This window comes from Armatimonadota bacterium, from assembly GCA_013314775.1.
Taxonomy (GTDB): Bacteria; Armatimonadota; Zipacnadia; order Zipacnadales; family JABUFB01; genus JABUFB01.
The window spans coordinates 733,756-751,518 of sequence record JABUFB010000008.1 but is presented as its reverse complement, the minus strand read 5'-3'; the positions used below and the strand labels follow the sequence as shown (position 1 = coordinate 751,518).

General features: G+C 64.0%; 11 protein-coding genes. 4 read left to right on the top strand and 7 right to left on the bottom strand.

The genetic code is table 11. The annotated features are described in order from the left end of the window. Positions 1-17: 17 nt before the first annotated feature. Genes HPY44_10075 through recJ form a run of 6 tightly spaced genes read right to left on the bottom strand, consistent with a single transcriptional unit; the run spans position 18 to position 7,221 of the window. Positions 18-935: a 4Fe-4S cluster-binding domain-containing protein gene (locus tag HPY44_10075; protein NSW56353.1), complete on the bottom strand. Its 918-nt coding sequence runs from the start codon at positions 933-935 to the stop codon at positions 18-20. Next, positions 932-1,705, bottom strand: coding sequence for a 5'/3'-nucleotidase SurE (gene surE / locus HPY44_10070; protein ID NSW56352.1), 774 nt, complete (start codon positions 1,703-1,705; stop codon positions 932-934). Before surE ends, HPY44_10075 begins: the two co-directional genes overlap by 4 nt. Before the next feature lies 1 nt (position 1,706). Continuing rightward, the gene (gene serA, locus HPY44_10065; protein NSW56351.1) at positions 1,707-3,296 is read right to left on the bottom strand and encodes a phosphoglycerate dehydrogenase; all 1,590 of its coding nucleotides are present in this window, start codon (positions 3,294-3,296) and stop codon (positions 1,707-1,709) included. Beyond that, a complete protein-coding gene (locus tag HPY44_10060; GenBank protein ID NSW56350.1) occupies positions 3,293-4,438 on the bottom strand; it encodes an alanine--glyoxylate aminotransferase family protein in 1,146 nt (381 codons plus the stop codon). The genes serA and HPY44_10060 overlap by 4 nt, the downstream gene beginning before the upstream one ends. Next, positions 4,435-5,451 (bottom strand): NDP-sugar synthase, encoded by a 1,017-nt coding sequence (locus HPY44_10055; GenBank protein ID NSW56349.1) that lies wholly within the window; start codon positions 5,449-5,451, stop codon positions 4,435-4,437. The genes HPY44_10060 and HPY44_10055 overlap by 4 nt, the downstream gene beginning before the upstream one ends. Before the next feature lie 57 nt (positions 5,452-5,508). Continuing rightward, on the bottom strand, positions 5,509-7,221 hold the full coding sequence (gene recJ, locus HPY44_10050) for a single-stranded-DNA-specific exonuclease RecJ (protein ID NSW56348.1): 1,713 nt from the start codon (positions 7,219-7,221) through the stop codon (positions 5,509-5,511). A gap of 449 nt (positions 7,222-7,670) precedes the next feature. On the opposite strand from recJ, the gene HPY44_10045 reads away from it, so the two are divergent. Then, positions 7,671-12,023 (top strand): SLBB domain-containing protein, encoded by a 4,353-nt coding sequence (locus tag HPY44_10045; GenBank protein NSW56347.1) that lies wholly within the window; start codon positions 7,671-7,673, stop codon positions 12,021-12,023. A 79-nt stretch (positions 12,024-12,102) separates the two neighbouring features. Here HPY44_10045 and HPY44_10040 read toward each other — a convergent pair whose 3' ends face one another. Further along, positions 12,103-12,879, bottom strand: a complete 777-nt coding sequence (locus tag HPY44_10040) for a hypothetical protein (protein ID NSW56346.1) — start codon at positions 12,877-12,879, stop codon at positions 12,103-12,105. 122 nt (positions 12,880-13,001) lie between these two features. Between HPY44_10040 and HPY44_10035 the strand changes: the two genes are divergently transcribed. The 3 genes from HPY44_10035 to HPY44_10025 all read left to right on the top strand — a co-directional run bounded on the left by HPY44_10035 (position 13,002) and on the right by HPY44_10025 (position 17,755). Next, complete coding sequence (locus HPY44_10035; GenBank protein NSW56345.1) at positions 13,002-15,026, top strand: hypothetical protein; 2,025 nt, start codon at positions 13,002-13,004, stop codon at positions 15,024-15,026. Beyond that, entirely contained in the window at positions 15,023-15,778 is a 756-nt protein-coding gene (locus tag HPY44_10030) for a 3-oxoacyl-ACP reductase FabG (GenBank protein NSW56344.1), read from the top strand. The genes HPY44_10035 and HPY44_10030 overlap by 4 nt, the downstream gene beginning before the upstream one ends. A gap of 420 nt (positions 15,779-16,198) precedes the next feature. Next, positions 16,199-17,755 carry a long-chain fatty acid--CoA ligase gene (locus HPY44_10025; GenBank protein NSW56343.1) on the top strand — a complete coding sequence of 519 codons (1,557 nt, stop codon included), beginning with the start codon at positions 16,199-16,201 and terminating at the stop codon, positions 17,753-17,755. Positions 17,756-17,763 lie beyond the last annotated feature (8 nt).

The following is a 17,763-nucleotide window of genomic DNA, read 5'->3' as shown; positions in this document are numbered from 1 at the left end:
ATGCGCTGCGCGTGTGGCTAGGCCAGATTCGTCGGCCGATCGTCGAACCGGCGCAGGCCCGCGACCGAGGCGTCCGTCAGGGCCTGTTGGAACTCTTTGGCAGTGATGCGGCGGGCGATCCGCGGGAAGTCCGAAGCCCGGTGACACGGGCGGTACTGGGCCATGATGTTGACGTATGTGTCCCTGCTCAGTGACGCAAGGAACCCCGCTATCCCGGCGGTTCCAGCCAGGTTCTCAGGCAACACGAGATGGCGCACGAGCAGACCGCGCGTTGCGATACCCCTGCGATCAAGGGCCAGGTCGCCCACCTGCCGGTGCATTTCGGTGATAGCTTCCTGCATGCGCTGCGGATAGTCAGGAACGCCCGAGAGCTCTTGCCCCACCGCGGCGTCCCAGTACTTCGCATCGGGCATGTAGATATCCACGATGCCGTCCAGGAGCCGCAGGGCCTTGACGCTCTCATACCCGCCGCAGTTCCACACCAGCGGCAGGCGAAGCCCCTGCCTGGCCGCTACTCCCACTGCTTCCACCAGTTGGGGCGCGAAGTGAGTGGGTGTCACGAAGTTAATATTGTGGCAGCCCTGGGCCTGCAGGTCGATCATCACCTGTGCCAGCGCGGCGCAGGTCAACGGCCTGCCCTGGCGCAGGTGGCTGATATCGTAATTCTGGCAGAACACGCAGCCAAGATTGCAGCCGGCCAGGAAGATCGTGCCGGACCCTCCGGACCCAACAAGCGGTCGCTCTTCCCCGAAATGCGGGCCTGCCCCCGACACAACGGCCCGGTCCAATCCGCCGCAGAACCCGGCTTCCCCAGACAGTCGATCCACGCCGCACTCTCGCGGGCAGAGACGACAGGGCGACAGCAGCGCTCTCAGATCTGCCAGCTTCCCCCCGAAGGTCCCTTGCTCGATGGCTTCGAGGTAGGACGGCCTCATGGCTTCACGAGCCCCATAGCTGACAGTTGCGACATAATCCCGCCCATGGCCTCATACGCGGTGATGTCGAACCGCATGGGCGTGACCGAGATGAATCCGGCCTGTGTGGCGCCGATGTCGGTGTCTTCGGTGGCGTCGGCCTCCCGGGCTTCCCCGCTAAACCAGTAATAGGGCACGCCTCGCGGGTCCTCGCGACGCTCCAGGAAGTTCTCGTACGACCGTCGGCCCAGACGCGTGACCCGGACGCCCCGAATCTGATCGGGTGGCAGGCTGGGCACGTTCACATTCAGCACGGTGTCTGGCGGCAGGTCCATGGTTGTGCAGGCCGGCCCAAATCGGGTCGCGAACTGCGCCGCCGCACGGAAATCACAGTCGCGGTAGGCCGTCACCGACATCGCGACACTGCGGATGCCGTGCAGCGAAGCCTCCATCGCCGCCGCTACGGTGCCCGAGTAGAAAACCTCCTCACCCAGATTGGCTCCGGCGTTGATCCCGGACAGCACCAGGTCGAAGGGCTCCTTCTCCTGCAGGCAACCGAGAACCACACAATCCGCGGGAGTGCCGCTCACCGAATATGCGCGCACATCCGCTCCGTCAATGCGGGCGTCCCGGATGCGCAGGGGCTTGTGCAGGGTGATTGCGTGCCCGCTGCAACTCTGCTCGCGTTCGGGGGCGAACACCACCACTTCACCTAGCGAGGTCAGCTCCGAAACCAGTGCCCGCAGGCCCGGTGCGTGAACTCCGTCGTCATTTGTGATCAGTATGCGCATATCAGTCGAAAACCACCGTCTCCAGCCTCGCGACGTCCGGGTGCTCACGGATTGCCTGAAGCACCTCGGACGATGGTTCCTGCAGAACTCGGATCACCAATAGGCCGCGGTCATCAATGATCTCATGGCCAACCTGGATGCTGGCAATTCCCACCCCCGCATCACCGAGGGTCGTGCCCACCGCACCGATAAATCCGGGCGTCCCCGGCCGGTCCTTCCAGACGAGAATAATCCTGCCTTCAGGGCGTAGATCCACTGCATAGCCCGCGATGCGCAGGATTCTGGGCTGGTCCCCTTCCAGCACAGCTCCCGCGAGCTCATAGGCAAAGTCTTCACCCACAATGCCGGCCTCAAGATAGCGCGAATACCCCGGGTCCTCGGCCAGTGCGCCGTGAAGCACCTCGATGCCGCGCTCACGCGCAACTACTGGAGCGTTCACCTCGTTCACCCGCTGGTCGATCTTCCCCGACAGCATCCGCGCCACGATGGTGTGTGCCAGGAGCGGAATGCCCTGAACTGGCGCGCCTGCCCCTGCATCCACCTTCACCGACCGAGCGGCGCCGGTCACCAGCACATTCGCGAGGGTCCCCAGATGCCTGGCAACAAGCAGATACGGGCTGAGCTGGTCCATCAGCTCTGCGGGCAGGGCGGGCACATTCACCGGCGAACTGGGAGGCAAGCCGGCCAGTACATCCATCACCTGCGACGCCGCGTCCAGAACAACCGTCTCCTGGGCCTCACTCGTGGAGGCGCCCAGGTGCGGTGTCGCGATGACACGAGGGTGCCCCACGAGGCTCGCGTTCACGTCGGGCTCGCCGACGAAAACATCTAGCGCGGCTCCGGCGACCGTGCCCGCCTGAAGCGCCTCAAGAAGCGCGTTTTCGTCGATGATCCCTCCCCGCGCACAGTTGACGACCACGGCATGGTCGGGCAGCAGATCCAGTTCACGCGCCCCGATCAGGCCCCGGGTCTCGTCTGTCAGCGGCACGTGTACGGTCAGAAAGTCGCTCTGGGCCAGCAGCTCATGGAGTGGGGCAGAGGTGGCTCCGAGTTTGCGCACATGTTCCTCGGAGGCGTAGGGGTCGAAGGCGACGACGTTCATCCCGAGAGCTCTCGCCCTTCGAGCGACCTCGGTCCCGATGTTTCCCAGGCCCACGATCCCCAGCGTCTTGCCCAGGACTTGACGGCCTATGAAGCTCTTGCGGTCGAACCGCCCCTGTTTCATTGATGCATCGGCCTGCGGGATGTTTCGCGCGGCAGCAAGCAGCATTGCCAGGGTGTGCTCGGCCGCGGCCAGCACGTTCCCCGCGGGGCTGTTGACCACCAGCACCCCCCAGCGCGTGGCAGCCTCGATATCAATGTTATCAACACCCACGCCGGCGCGAGCCACCACTTTCAGGCCCCGGCAGGCTTCAAACACGGGCGCGGTTACTTTCGTTGCGCTGCGGACGATGAGAGCCTGGCAGCCATCCAGGGCCGCAATCAGCGCCTGTTCGTCCAGGCTGCCGGCTTCCACCACTTCTGCTCGGGTGCGCAGAAACTCCAAGCCGGACGCCGCCACATTGTCACAGACCAGTACCCGCGGCCTCATGCCTGTGCCCAGACCTCCCGCAGCGTTTCCTCGCCGGCCTGCGGGTCGCACGAATGCCCCAGACCGGCTAAAGTCTCGCCCGTTGCACGCACCGTGCGCGCCAGCATCTCCTCGTCGAACCAGCCCATATGCCCTATTCGGAAAATCTTACCTTTCAGTTCACTCTGGCCGTCGGAGATTACGATCTGGTGGTTAGCCGCCAACCGCTTCACGACATCTGTGGACGAGACTCCCTCAGGTGCTCTGATCGCGGTCACCACATTGCTTGCGTAGGCGGGGTCCGCAAACAGCTCCAGGCCCAGCGCCTGCATTGCCAGACGCACCGAACGTCCTGCCCGGGCGTGGCGCGCGTACACTTTCTCAAGGCCCTCGCCCAAGATCAGCTCAAGAGACGCCCCCAGGCCCTGGATCAGGTTGACGGCGGGGGTGAAAGGCGTCTGGCCTTTCGCCAGTGACTTCCGCGCGGCGGGCAGGTCGAAGTAGAAGCGCGGCGTCTTGCTCTTTTCCGCAATCTCCCAGGCTCGCTGCGAGAGAGATACAAAGGACAGCCCGGGCGGGAGCATGAAAGCCTTCTGGGAGCCGGAGATCACTGCGTCCAAGCCCCATTCGTCGGTGCGCACCGGGATCCCGCCCATCCCGCTCACACAGTCCACGATGGTCAGGCATCGGTGATCGTGAGCGATCTTTGCCAGCGTAGCGACGTTCTGTGTGATGCCAGTCGAGGTCTCGTTCTGCACGAACAGCACGGCCTTGAATGGCTTGCGCGCCAGTACATCCGCAAGCTGCTGGGGCTCGGCGGCTCGCCCGGGTTCGACGTCGAGCGTCGTTACCAGCGCGCCGAATCGGGCCGCGATCTCGGCCATGCGCTCGCCGAACTTCCCTCCGCGCACCACAAGCACCCGGTCATCGGGGTTGATGAGATTGACGATGGCCGCCTCAACGCCCCCGGTACCCGATGATGCCAGGATGATCACGTCGTTCTTCGTCTGGAAAACTACCTGCAGGCCCCGGTTGCAGCCGTCGAGGAGCCCCATGAAGCCCGGCCCGCGGTGGTACATGCTGGGCGCGCCGATGGCCGCTCGAACTTCTGGCGGCAGATTGGTCGGCCCTGGAATCATCAGCAATGGATCTTGGTGGCTCACCGGACGACGACCTTTCCACTGTACTTGCAGCCCGCGCCGATGGTCACCCCGGCGCCGATTATGCAGTTGTGAATATGGGCATTGGGCCCAATGGTCACATCTTCCCACAGGATAGACGCCTGGATGCGCGCCCCGGCGCCGACTGTGCCACGCGCGCCAATGCACACCTCCGGCCCTACTCGTGCGCCATCCTCAATGCGTACGCCTTCAGCCAGCCCCACCGGTTGTTCGATGTCCTCGGTGCGTCCCATGACAGATGTGGCGACCGCTCCCCGCATCCACGGAATTGCGCCTCGCAGCAGGTCGCGGCTGGTCTGCAGGTACGACTCTACTGTGCCCACGTCAGCCCAGTAGCCCTGTTGTTCGGGCATGAACCCCAGCAAGAGGCAGCCTTCCTGGAGCAGACCGGGAAACAGCTGGGTCTCGTTGGACCACTCAACGCCCGCGGGCACCCGCAGCAATGCTTCCGGGTCCATGAGATAGACCCCGCTGTTCACAGTATTCCGTCCGGTCTCGTCGACCTCCCGCTTTTCGCGGAAGGCCACGACTCGACCGGAATCGTCGCACTGGATCAGCCCGAAACGCCGTATATCCTCCACTCGCCGCAGGCAGAAACTCACCATCGCGCCCGCTCGCAGGTGGGCTTCGGCAAAGGCGGACAGGTCTACGTCGTACACCAGGTCCCCATTCATCGCCACGAAGGGCCCATCCAGCAGCTCCAGGGCATTCCGCAGACCGCCGGCGGTTCCCAGTGCCGAAGGCTCCTCAACGTACCGCAGCCTTACCCCCCAGCGCGACCCATCCCCCAGCGCATCCTGGAGGACGCGCGCGCGGTAACCAACGGAAAGGATCACGTTAGTGATGCCGTGGCGTGCCAGAAGGCGCAGTTCGCAGGCCAGCAGGGGCTCATTCAACAAGGGTACGAGAGCCTTGGGGCGATCACAGGTCAGGGGACGCAATCGCGTGCCCTGTCCACCCACCAGCAGGACCGCCTGGTTGACGGGGGCCTTCAAATCGGCACCTCGGATCCTCCGAACCAGAGCTGTTCCGCGCTGAGGCCTGCGATGAGCTTACCGTGCCGCGCGAACAGCCTGGAGACGCAGTTGGACCCCTCGGGTCCCATTGTACTCATTGATCTCGGGAGTGTGGCAGATATCGATAGTAGATCCCCGGTCGATCCAGTCGGCTTCAGGACCCATTCCGAACCCGATACAGTCCACCGGGCGGTCACCCTGGCTCACGAACAGTTTCAGGTGCTGGTTGTCCCTTCCGACAGTCCGGACATCCAGCACATCCACCCCGTGGGTCACGAACAAGGGCGCCGGGTTCGCCTGCCCGAAGGGCTCAAGCTGCGCCAGACCCTCAAGCAGTTCCGCGTCCACCTCGTCCAGCAACACCTCAGCGTCGGTCTCCAATCTGGGCTGAAGGTCCTCCAAACGCAGGGATTCGGCGGCGAGGCAGTTCAGGCGTCGGCGGAAGTCCGGCAGGTTCTCAATGCGCAGACTCATCCCGGCCGCCAGGGCATGCCCACCGTGGGACAGCAGCAGGTCGGTGCACCCCTGCAGGGCCTGGCTGATATCGAACCCATGAACGCTCCGTGCGGATCCCCGGGCCTCACCGTTTTCCTGCACCATGAGGATCGTCGGGCGCGAGTGGGTCTCCATGATTTTCGAGGCCACAATGCCCACAACGCCCACGTGCCATTCAGGAGACGCCAGCACCACGACGTGCTCGTTCTCGAAGTCCACCTCTCCCTCTATCATCTCCAGGGCATCCCGATAGATGCGCTCCTGGACCCGCTGACGCTCGCGGTTCGCGTTATCCAGGGAGAGAGCCAACCGGGTGGCAGTCTCCGGGTCATTCGTGAGAAGCAATTCCAGGGCATCAGTCGCGTCGCCCATTCTCCCGGCGGCGTTCATCCGCGGGGCAATACGGAAGGCCACGTCGGAAGCTCGGATGTCTCCGTCTGCATTGCACAGACGCATCAGAGCTTGCAGCCCCACTTTGCGCGTGCCTGCCATGCTCCTCAAGCCGTGACTGGCCAGGATGCGGTTCTCGCCGATGAGCGGGACCACGTCGGCTATGGTTCCCATGGCCACCAGGTCCAGGAATGCCCTCTGCAGGGATTCCTGGGGCACGTCCATGAGGGTACAAACGGCCGACGCGGTCTTGAAGCAGAGGCCGACAGAGGCCAGATCGCGCTCGGGATAGGTGGAGTCGGCGCGCTTTGGATCAACGATGGCGTTGGCGTTGGGTAGTCTGTCCTCGGGCTCGTGGTGATCGATGACCACCACGTCCATGCCCAGGCGCCGCCCCTCCGCCACCGCCTCGAAGCCGGTGACACCGCAATCCACCGCTATGGCGAGATGGGCACCCACCCGCGCGGCCTCGCGCATCGCCTCCACGCTCAGCCCATAGTGGTCAATCTGACGATGGGGCAAGTGATACTGCACGTCCGCCCCCAGTTTCGACAGGAAACGGACCATCAGGGCAGAACCGGTAATTCCATCCACATCGTAGTCACCGTGGACCAGGACGGTCTCATGGTTTTCGATGGCCTTCACGATTCTCCGGGCCGCGATGTCCATATCGGGCAATAGGAACGGGTCATGCAGGTCGGCCAGATCGGGGTGGAGGAAGCGGCGTGCGTGGTCTGGAGTGGTTATGCCGCGGCGGCGCATGACGCCCGCTATGACGGGGTGAATCCCCAGTTCGCGGGCCATCTGCGCTTCAAAATCAAAGTCTCGTGGCGCGGCGTCCCATGCGGGTCTGCATGCAGGCATATGTACCGAATTCCAGTGTCTTCCTTTGGGGGCAGTATACGGTAGACGCTGGATCGAGTCAAACAGACCTCGTAGCCCGCCGGCGGGCTTGACTTGTCCAAGAGGGGCCCTCTATAGTCTAGGCAGAATGAGTGTGCTATAATATCAGCGGCGTGCTTCGGGCGCCATTTGTGCCCGCCTGCCGACCCCAGCGGCGAATTGCCGCAAGAATTGCAGTCTATAGACGACGCACAATGCAGACACCTCGAGCTGGGGAGGACGAATACATGTTCCGCAGGGCCACGTCTAGGGCCGGCTTCGGAAGGGTTGCCCTTCTCGTCGCCCTCCTGGTATCTTGCAGCGCTGGAACCGCCTGTGCGGCAAGTCTCAAAGACGACCAGGCCTCCCGCGATACAGCGCTCGCGCAGGCTGCCTCCTCAGCAAAGTCCCGGACAGCGGGGGCCGGGCCGGTGCGCTCCCTCACGCCCCGCTTTTCCGTGGATACCGACTATCGGCTCAGCGCCGGCGATGTGGTGCAGATAGTGGTCTTCAACGAGCCCACGCTCTCCACCGCCGCGCGCATTGGCCCCGGTGGATCCATCCCCATGCCCCTCCTCGGCCAGGTCGGCTTGCGCGGGATGACCCTGCGCGAAGCCGAGGCGTTCTTGGTCAAACGTCTCAGCACGCTCGTACGAAAACCGTCGGTCAAGGTGACCGTGGACGAGATCAATTCCATCCGCAAGGTGTACGTGTCCGGCGAACTGTCCCGCAACGGGGCGGTCACCTTGCCCTTTGGCTCCACGCTCACCGACGCCGTGGCCGCCGCCGGTCCCGGCCCGTACGCTGACTTGCGCCGGGTGCGCCTCACACACCCGGGCGGTAAGCCCATCGAAGTAGATTGCAGCGGCCTTCGAGGTGAAGGCGGTCTTGGGCACGAACATCGCCTGGAATATGGCGACACCGTCTATGTTCCTCGGGTGCGCGAGGAAGTCATGATCCTCGGGGAGGTTCAGGCCCCCGGCAGTCTCCTGCTCCCCGTGGACCGCGAAGTGCGGGTGCTTGACGCCCTGCGCATGTCCCAGGGCTTCTCTCCCATTGCCGACCGCTCCCGCGCCATCCTCCTGCGTGCCGATTCCGACCCGCTTGAGATCGACCTGAACGCGCTGCTCAAGGGCGGCAGTACCAGCCAGAACCATGTGCTCCGCGGCGGGGATGTACTGGTGGTGCACGAGGCCGGCAGCATTTCGGTGGTCGGACAGGTCAACACCCCTCAAGTCTTCCGCATGGGGAGCCCCATCCCCGTCCTGCAGGGCCTGGCAGCCGCCGGCGGCCCCACTGCCACCGCGGATCTGAGCCGCGCGGAGATCATCCGGGCCGGCAAGAGCATCAGTGTAGACCTGCAGCGGTTCATCGAAGCTGGTCAGGCCCCCGATGAATCCTCGCTGCTGCCCGGTGACGTGCTGGTGATTCCCGAAGGGGTCTCCCAGACGCTGCTGGTCATGGGAGCGCTGGGGCGAACCGGGACTTTCAACCTGCGCGGGGTGACCGAGCGCGACCTGCTGCGCATCATCACAACCGCCGGCCCGGGCCCCATGAGTGACCTCACCCGGGTCACCGTCTATCGCGGCAAGGAGACCATAGTCCGCAATCTGCAGGCGCTCATGGACGAAGGCGACCTGTCTCAGAATCTCGACCTCCAACCCGGCGACATGGTTATGGTGCCCGCACGGGAGGTTGACAGCGTGCTTGTGACCGGCGCAGTATCCCGCCAGGGAGTGCTCCAGATCGCGCGGGACGAAGACCACGACCTTCTGCGCATCGTCACCGTCTCCGGACCGGGCACGGGCTCCAATCTCAGACGCGTCACCATCCACCGCAATGGCGAGACCATCATCCGCGATCTGCAGGCCGCGGTGGACGAAGGCCGCATGGAAAACAGCATCCCTGTGGAAGACGGGGATGTCATTGTTGTGCCGGAGATCGACGAGAACGTGGTTCTGTCAGGCGCCGTAGAGCGCGGCGGGATCGTGCGCCTCGTGGATGATGACTGGCGCGATCTTGGCCGCCTGATCCTCATGTCTGGTCCGCTGCCCTATGCCGACTTGACCCGGGTCATGGTTAGCCGTGGTGGCAAACAGATTCTGGTCAATGTGAAACCGTACATCGAGGAAGGCAATCGCCAGGCCACTCTCGCCCTGGAAGACGGGGACATGATCCGCGTCCCCGTGGTCGAAGACAGCATCATGCTCACTGGTGCGCTGAGCCGAGGCGGAGTGCTGAGGCTTGTGCCAACGCTTGACCGCGACCTCGCGAGCCTGATCTTGGCCGCCGGACCTCTGCCCCAGGCCGATCTCGAACACGTTACCGTCCACCGCGGGCAGAACAAGATCGTCCGCAACCTGCTGGCGATGATCCAAGACGGCGACCGCACCCAGTCCATGTATGTCGAGCCCGGAGACATCATCACGGTCCCCGCCCGCGAGCTGCGCAATATTCTGATCACCGGTGCGGTGGCCCAGGCGGGGCTGCTCACCGTTGCGGATGACCCGCGGAGTGACCTGGCCCGCCTGGTTACCCTTGCCGGGCCGCTGCCCAACGCCGACCTCACCCGCGTCAAGGTCCATCGCGGCGGCAATACCACGGAGCGCGACATCAAGGCCTTCATCGAAACCGGGCTGGAAGCCTACTCACTGCAGCTTGAGGATGGCGACGTGGTGGTGGTGCCGCGCGTTGAGCATACCGTCCTTGTCATGGGCGCGGTCGCCCGATCCGGCAGCATCCAGCTCTTCGATGACAAACAGCGCGATCTCCTGCGCGTGGTCACTCTCGCCGGGCCGATGCCCAACGCCGATCTGTCCAGGGTCACTATCTTCCGGGGCGAACAGCAGATCAAGCGTGACCTGAAAAAACTATACGAGACCGGCGACCTGTCCCAGAGCTTCCTGCTGGAGGACGGCGATATCATCAAGGTCCCGGCATACGAGGACAGTATTCTCCTGGCCGGCGCCGCAGGACGCACCGGCGTCCTTGCCCTTGGCGACGAGGATACCCGGGACCTTGCCCGGCTCATCGCCGCATCCGGACCGGCTCCTTTCGCCGACCTGCGCCGGGTGACGGTGCATCGCGGCGGTGAGAAGATCACCCGCGACGTTCAGGCGTACCTGTACGAGGGCGACACCTCGCAGACCCTCCAGCTGGAAGACGGCGACCTCGTGGTCATCCCCATCGACCGCGGGACGGCGCTCATCACTGGCGCGGTCCAACGAGCGGGGCAGGTGCGGGTCTCCGACCCCGAGAACCGCAGGCTGGTGGATACCTTGCTGGCATCCGGCCCGCTGCCCAATGCGGACCTGAAGCGAGTCACAGTGTTCCGGGGTGACGAGCAGTTCGTGTACAACCTGAAGGGTCTAGTGGAGGAAGGTGTGCCGGTGCCGGTGGATGCCGAGGTCCTGCCCGGCGACCGCATTCTCGTCCCGGGCCTGGACACCGTGAGCGTCCTCATCACCGGCGCCGTCCAGCGTCGCGGGACCATCGAATTGGTGACCGAAGAGCAGCGCGATCTCGCCCGGGTAGTGACCGCTGCGGGCTGGGACCCCATGGCCGATCTGACCAATGTCACCGTCCATCGGGGCGATGAGGTGATCGTGCGAAACCTGCGCGCTTACTTCGACCAGGGCGACACCAGCCAGACACTGCTTCTCGAAGACGGCGACCGGGTGCTCGTGCCCCAGCTTGGCACGGGGAGCATCATCATCACCGGCCAGGTCATGCGCTCCGGCGTTGTGCCCCAGGAAGTCGGGCGCAGCAATGACCTGTTCGCTACGGTCACCTTCGCGGGGCCGAATCGGCCCACCGCCGATCTGTCGCGGGTCAGCGTCTACCGCAAGGGCGAGAGAATCGTCCGCGACCTCACGCGGCTCGAGGAAGAGGGCGACACGTCGCAGAACATGATGCTCGAGCCGGGGGATATCGTACACGTGCCCATGGCGACCGAAACGGTGGTGTTCGCGGGCGAGGTGGCGAGGCCCGGCGCGATCAGCATCCACGGAGCGAAGGAGCGCGACCTGGTACGCTTGCTGCCTCTGGCCTCACCCAATCCCGAAGGCGGCCTGGACCGCGTAACCATCTATCGTGACGGGGAAGCCATCGTCCGCAATTACCGCGCCCTTGTCGAAGAGGGCGACATGACCCAGAACCTCGAACTCCAGCCCGGCGATCTGGTTTATGTGCCGACGGACGATGTCAATAACATCATGGTCCTCGGTGCCCTGCAGCGCAATGGCGCCGTGAATATCCGCGAGAAGGCCAACCGCGACCTGCTGCGAGTGGTCACGCTCATGCAGCCCCTCGCCACTGCCGATCTGACCCGCGTGACCGTGTACCGCCCGGATCAGGAGCCGATCTACAGGGACCTGAGGCTCCTGCAGGACGAGGGTGCGCTGGATCAGACCATGGACCTGCAGCCCGGCGATGTGGTGGTTGTGCCGGCAATGGACGAGATCTACGTGCTGGGCGCCGTGGGGCGTCCGGGGCCGTATCCGCTGGACCCGGAATGGGGCATCATGGACATTGTCAGCCGCGCTGCCCTCGCGCCGGGCGCTCAACAGCGCGTGATCATGATCCGGAAGCGTCCCGACGGGACCACGGAACACACCGAGATCAACCTCGCCAAACTGCGGCAGGGGAAGGTGCCGGACCCGGTCAAGGTGAAGCCCGGCGACATTTTCTATGTCCCGCCGCGCGCACCGGCACGTGGAGACCTCTGGCGCACCCTCCGTGACTCGTTCTGGGTCGTCAGCGCAATCGTCAGCCTGTTCGACTGACGCATTCAACCCGATCGGACACACATAGGAGCCCGCCTTCGGTCTGGGAAGGCGGGCTCTCTCGTCCGTGTCGAGCAGCCTACAGTGCGCGGACTTCGGCCACGCGATCCATGAAAGCCTTCCGCAGCAGGCCCAGTTCGCCACCTACGACCAGCATGTTCGCGCCTGCCTGCTTCCATCGGGCAGCCATGTTCATGGTGGGGCAGGTGCTCGAGGATATCTTCCTGTTGGCTCGGGCGGTCCGGATGATGTGTTCTCCAGCCGCGAGAAGCTCTTCATTGTCCCAGTCTGAGGGAATGCCCTTGTCCAGCGACATGTCACCCGGCCCGTAGAACAGCCCATCCACTCCTTCAATCGCCGCGATGCCCTCCACGTTGTCCAGTGCCTCCTGGGACTCGATCTGGACCAGCAACACCGTCTCACGATTGGCCTTGTCCAGGATCTCATTGGGAGTGGTCGCCATGGCGCCGTAACCCAGGCCGCGACTGCCCGTATTGTACCCGCGCTTGCCCAGAGGTGGGAACTTGGCCCACTCAGCCACCGCCGCTGCCTGCTCAACCGTATGGACCTGGGGCACGAGGACGATCTTCGCCCCTGCCTCCAGGGGGCGAAGAATCCAGGGGCGGCTGGGGTCCGCCGTGCGGGCCAGTGAAAGGATTCCGTGGAGTTCGGCCGCCCGGCACAGGTGCTCCAGCTGCATGACGTCCAGCGAAGAGTGTTCCACCTCAAGCCAGACGAAATCGCAACCCGCCAGCGCCGCTATCTCCACGGCGGCCGGCGATGCAGACGTCAATGATGGCCCGTAGAGTGTGGGGCCACTCAGAATGCGCTCTCGGAGAGTGGGTTGGTCAGACAAGGGCCTGATCCCCTTTCGGTGCGCGGCGCAGGTTCGCAGCATCGGTTTGCATCCGTCATTTCGCCTTGCGCGCAGGATTGCCTTCCCCCGGGGACGAACCTACCCGGCGAGGTGATTGGACGATGCTCGAGATACAAAGTAGCCACATCCGGTTCGCGGTCAGCGAAGACGGGGCCCGTTTCGAACTCGGATTCCCCGGCGAGGAGGCGCTGATTAGCGGCGACCGCGGCCTGTTCCGCATCATCGCGGGCAAGGGCAACCGGCACGAAGCGGCCGCAGATTACCCGATTCTTGCCGCGCGCGTTGAGAAGCAAGAAGATATGCTCGCCGCCGTCTACGATGGCGTTTCGCTGGGCGGCGCACCCGTACCCCTCGCGGTTCAGCTGACGTTCCGCATCATCGGCGACTGCCTGGAATGCCGCGCCTCGCTGGACAACCCCGGCAGCATCACGGTGGAGGAGTTCTGGTTCCCGCTCATCGGGCTGTTCACAGGCCTGTCTGATGACCCGTCCCGCGATCTTCTCATTCGCCCGGAAGGTTTCGGCAGGCGGATACCCAACCCGAAGGCGCACCTGGCTTCCCTGCATACCGGATACATGGCCCCCGATCAGGTTCACATCCTTGACTGCGGCTTCTATCCGGGCGGGCCCATGAGCATGCCCTGGTTCGGCATTTACGGTCAGCGGGCATCGATGTCCATCTTCTCACTGGACGCGTCGTTCCAGACGACGGGTCTCCTGCAGGTGCTGGACACCCCCACCGGCAAGATGTCCGCCGGAATCGCACGATACCCCTTTACCGAATCCGGGCGCTGGGATGCTCCGCTCTCCGTAGTCCGCCTGCATCGCGGCGACTGGCACACGGACGCCCGTTTCTACCGTTCCTGGGTGGACAAGGTCTGGTGGTCGCAGCCCGCCCGGCCGGACTGGGTCAACCGCATGCACGGCTGGCAACGGATCATCATGAAGCACCAGTATGGCGAGATTTTCTATCGGTACGCGGACCTCGTTGACTGCTTCGAAGCAGGGCGGAAGTATGGAATCGACGCTCTGCTGGTCTTCGGCTGGTTCCGGGGCGGACATGACAACGGTTACCCGGAGTACCTCGCCGACGAGGAGCTAGGGGGCGAACAAGCCCTGCGCGACGCCATCGCCGAGGTGCGCAGACGCGGCGGCCGGATCTTGCTCTACGCCAACGGACACATCATCGACGTGGACACGGACTTCTACAAGAGCGTGGGGCAGCGCATTTCGCTGAAGACTTCCCAGGGAAGCGAGTACCGGGAGCACTACAAGTTCTCGGGCGACGGGACCTATCTGCGGAACTTCGGCGCCAAGTCGTTCGCGGCCGCGTGCCAGTCAACGGATGAGTGGCGCGAGAAGCTCATCGAGATCGGTCTGCGCATGGCCGACCTGGGCGCGGATTCCATCTTCTTCGATCAGATGGGCGGACATGTCCCGTACCTGTGTTTCGACAAATCCCACCCGCATCCGGGCCCGGCATTTGCCCAAGGGCCGGGCAAGGACCGGAACATGAAGGAGATGCGCCGGCGGGTGGTCGATCCGCGGCCCGGCCTGGCCTTCGGGACTGAACTGGTCTCCGACTGCCTGGTGCGCCACGCGGACTACGTTCACACTTGCACTTACGGCATGTCTCCAGGGCCGCAGGCGCTGCCGGAGCTGTTCCTTTACACCTTCCCCGAGATCATCCTGAGCACCCGTGAGATCCGCGACGAGCGCGATCACGAGCGCCGGATGCACTGGGCATTTACCCATGGCTGGATCTTCGATGTGGAGATCTGGCGCTGCCGTGGAGACCTGCGCGATGCCCCCGCCTACGGCGAGTATATGCGGCGTCTTATTGCCCTGCGGGAGCGCTGGCCCGAGCTTCTCATGAACGGGCGCTTCACCGACCAGGACAGCTGCGAGCCGGGCACCGACCTCCTCCGTGTGAAGGGGTTCGAGAGCACCGACGGCCTGGCGGTCGTGGGCTGGAACGACACGGGGGAGCCGGTACAATTCGCGCCCAGAGTCCATGAAGGCTGGGTGTTTGAGGAGGGTGCCACGCCTTTCTCAGGGTTCGAACCGGGCAACTCCCTACCCCCGCAGTCTATCGCAGTTCTCGTCTATCGGAAGGGCAGGAGATGATCATGCTTCTCAAAGACAAAGTGGCGCTGATCACCGGCGCGTCACGGGGAATTGGCCGCGGAATCGCCGTGGAGATGGCCCGCGAGGGAGCTTCGATCGCCATCTGCCACCGCAGTTCGGCGGAACAGGCAGAATCGGTCGCAAGCCAGGTCCGGGAGTTCGGGGTGTCATGTCTCGTCCTCCAGGCCGACGTCTCCCGTGCCGATGATGTGTCCCGTCTGTTCGACGCCGTCTGCTCCGAATATGGCTCCCTCGACGTGCTGGTCAATAATGCGGGTACATCCCAGCCGAAGACGATTCTGGAGATGACTGAAGAAGACTGGGACTTCATCATCGACACAAACCTGAAATCCACTTTCCTGTGCTGCCGGGCCGCGGTGCCGATCATGCGTGACCTTGGCGGCGGGCGCATCATCAACATGACTTCCATTGTGTCCCGGCGAGGCGCATTATACGGCCACGTCCACTATGCCGCGAGCAAGGGAGGGATCAATGCTTTCACCATGACCCTGGCCCGGGACGTGGCAAAGTACGGGATTATCGTCAACGCGGTTGCGCCGGGGATCGTGGAGACGGAGTTGTTGCATGAGACAGTGGGGGACAAGCGCATCGCCCAGTTGTCTTCGGAGATTCCGCTGGGATTGGGCACTGTGGAGGACATCGGGCGCGCCTGCGTCTATCTCGCATCTGACCTTTGCACCCATATGACCGGGAACATCTTGGACATCAATGGTGGGGCGCACATGGGCTGAAGAGCCAGGCCGAAGGCGCTTCACGAGCATCGATTCTGCTGGATGTGTGCCGGCTGGGGCCGGATACCCGTTCAGGGCGCCGTTCGCCGTGAGCCCTTGCCCCACAGCCCGCGGCGCGGGCGGCAGCCTGTAGACGGGAGCGGAAGCCCCCGGATTCCTTTCCGACGGGGGCTACAGGCGGACAGCTCCTGACGGAGCCTGATAGCACACGGCACGGCCCCAACACCGCAGGCAGCGAACGCTGGCCACGTACGAGGCCGGCACGCATTCCGCAAAACCGACGGTCCTGCCCAACGGCCGCGCTTCCTTGACGGGCTCGGAGTCAGGGTGTATCCTGTCCGCCAACACGCTTCCGCCGTGCTCCAACCGAGCAGGCTGTCCGGCGCGTTTCCCCGCGGGGCCTGCGTCCGAGGTTGCGCTATGTCCCTATGCCCACCTGCCAGCTTGACTGCCACCTTCCTGTCCGCTGCGGCGCGGTTCCCTGAACGTCCTGCGGTCAGTTTCGAGGACAAGACACTCACCTATGCTGATCTCTCCCGGGCAGTCGGAGCGTGCGCGGCATCTCTCGCAGAGCTGGGGGTCGGGCCGGATCAGCGCGTTGCTATTCTGTTCCCCAACTGTCCCCAATTCATCATTTCATACTTCGCCGCCCTGCAGCTTGGGGCGACTGTCGTTCCGCTCCACTGTCTCCAGGGGCCTGAAGAGTTGGCCTACATCGTGGCGAACGCGGAGGCGGAGACCCTCATCGGTCTGAACCTGCTGGAGCCGGTGATGGCTGCGATCCGCACGAATGTGTCCTGTCTCAAACGGCTCATCATCAGCGGCCCGAGCCGGCTCGACGACGTGGTTAGCTTCGAGGGCCTTCTCAAGCCACCCCAGAGCGCGCCGCCGGTCCATGATGCGCGTCCGGATGATGTGGCGGTTCTCATCTACACATCCGGAACCACGGGCCAGCCCAAAGGCGCCATGCTCACCCACGACAACCTTGTGTTCGACGCAGCCTCATGCGCCGTGGCCATTGATGTGAACGAGAATGATGTGTTCGGCACTGTCCTGCCGTTGTTCCACTCCTTCGGCGCGACAGTCTGCATGGTTCTGCCGTTGAGCCTCGGCGCACATACGGTCTTGATCCCGAAATTCGCGCCGCTGTCAGTACTTGAGACTCTCGAAAGCCGCCGCTGCACCGTGTTCGCGGGAGTTCCCAGCATGTACGCGGTGATGCTGGGGATGAAGACCGACCGCGACTTCGACCTCTCCTGTCTGCGCATCGGCGTCTCCGGCGGCGCGGCAATGCCCGATGAGGTGCTCAAGGGATTCGAGCGGCGCTTCGGAGTATATATGATAGAGGGCTACGGCCCCACCGAAGCCTCCCCGGTGGTCAGCGTGAACCGCACTGATGGGACGCGCAGGATCGGCACCATCGGGCCACCACTGCCGGAAATCGAGGTCACCATCCGGGACGACGACTTCAACATCGCCCCGGTGGGGGTGCCCGGCGAACTGTGCGTGCGCGGGCGCAACGTGATGAAGGGCTACTGGCGCGACCCGGAGCGCACTGCGGAAACAATCCGCGACGGATGGCTGCTCACCGGCGACGTGGCCACGGTGGATGCTGATGGTTACCTGCGAATCGTGGATCGCAAGAAGGATATGATCATCGTCGGTGGCATGAACGTGTATTCCCGCGAGGTCGAAGATGTCCTATACCGCCTGGAAGCCGTGGCCGAGGCCGCGGTGGTGGGCATCCCGAACAGACTTCGCGGAGAGGACGTCAAAGCTTACGTGTCCCTCAAAGAGGGCACGCAGCTTGACGCGACTCAGATCATTGAGCACTGCAAGTCTCACCTGGCCAATTACAAGGTGCCCAGGTTCGTGGAGTTCCGACCAGAACTGCCCAAGTCGGCGACGGGGAAGATCCTCAAGCGCGAATTGCGCGACGAGGCGCGGGCAGCGATGGCCGATGAACCTGTGTCGTGAGGAGAAAC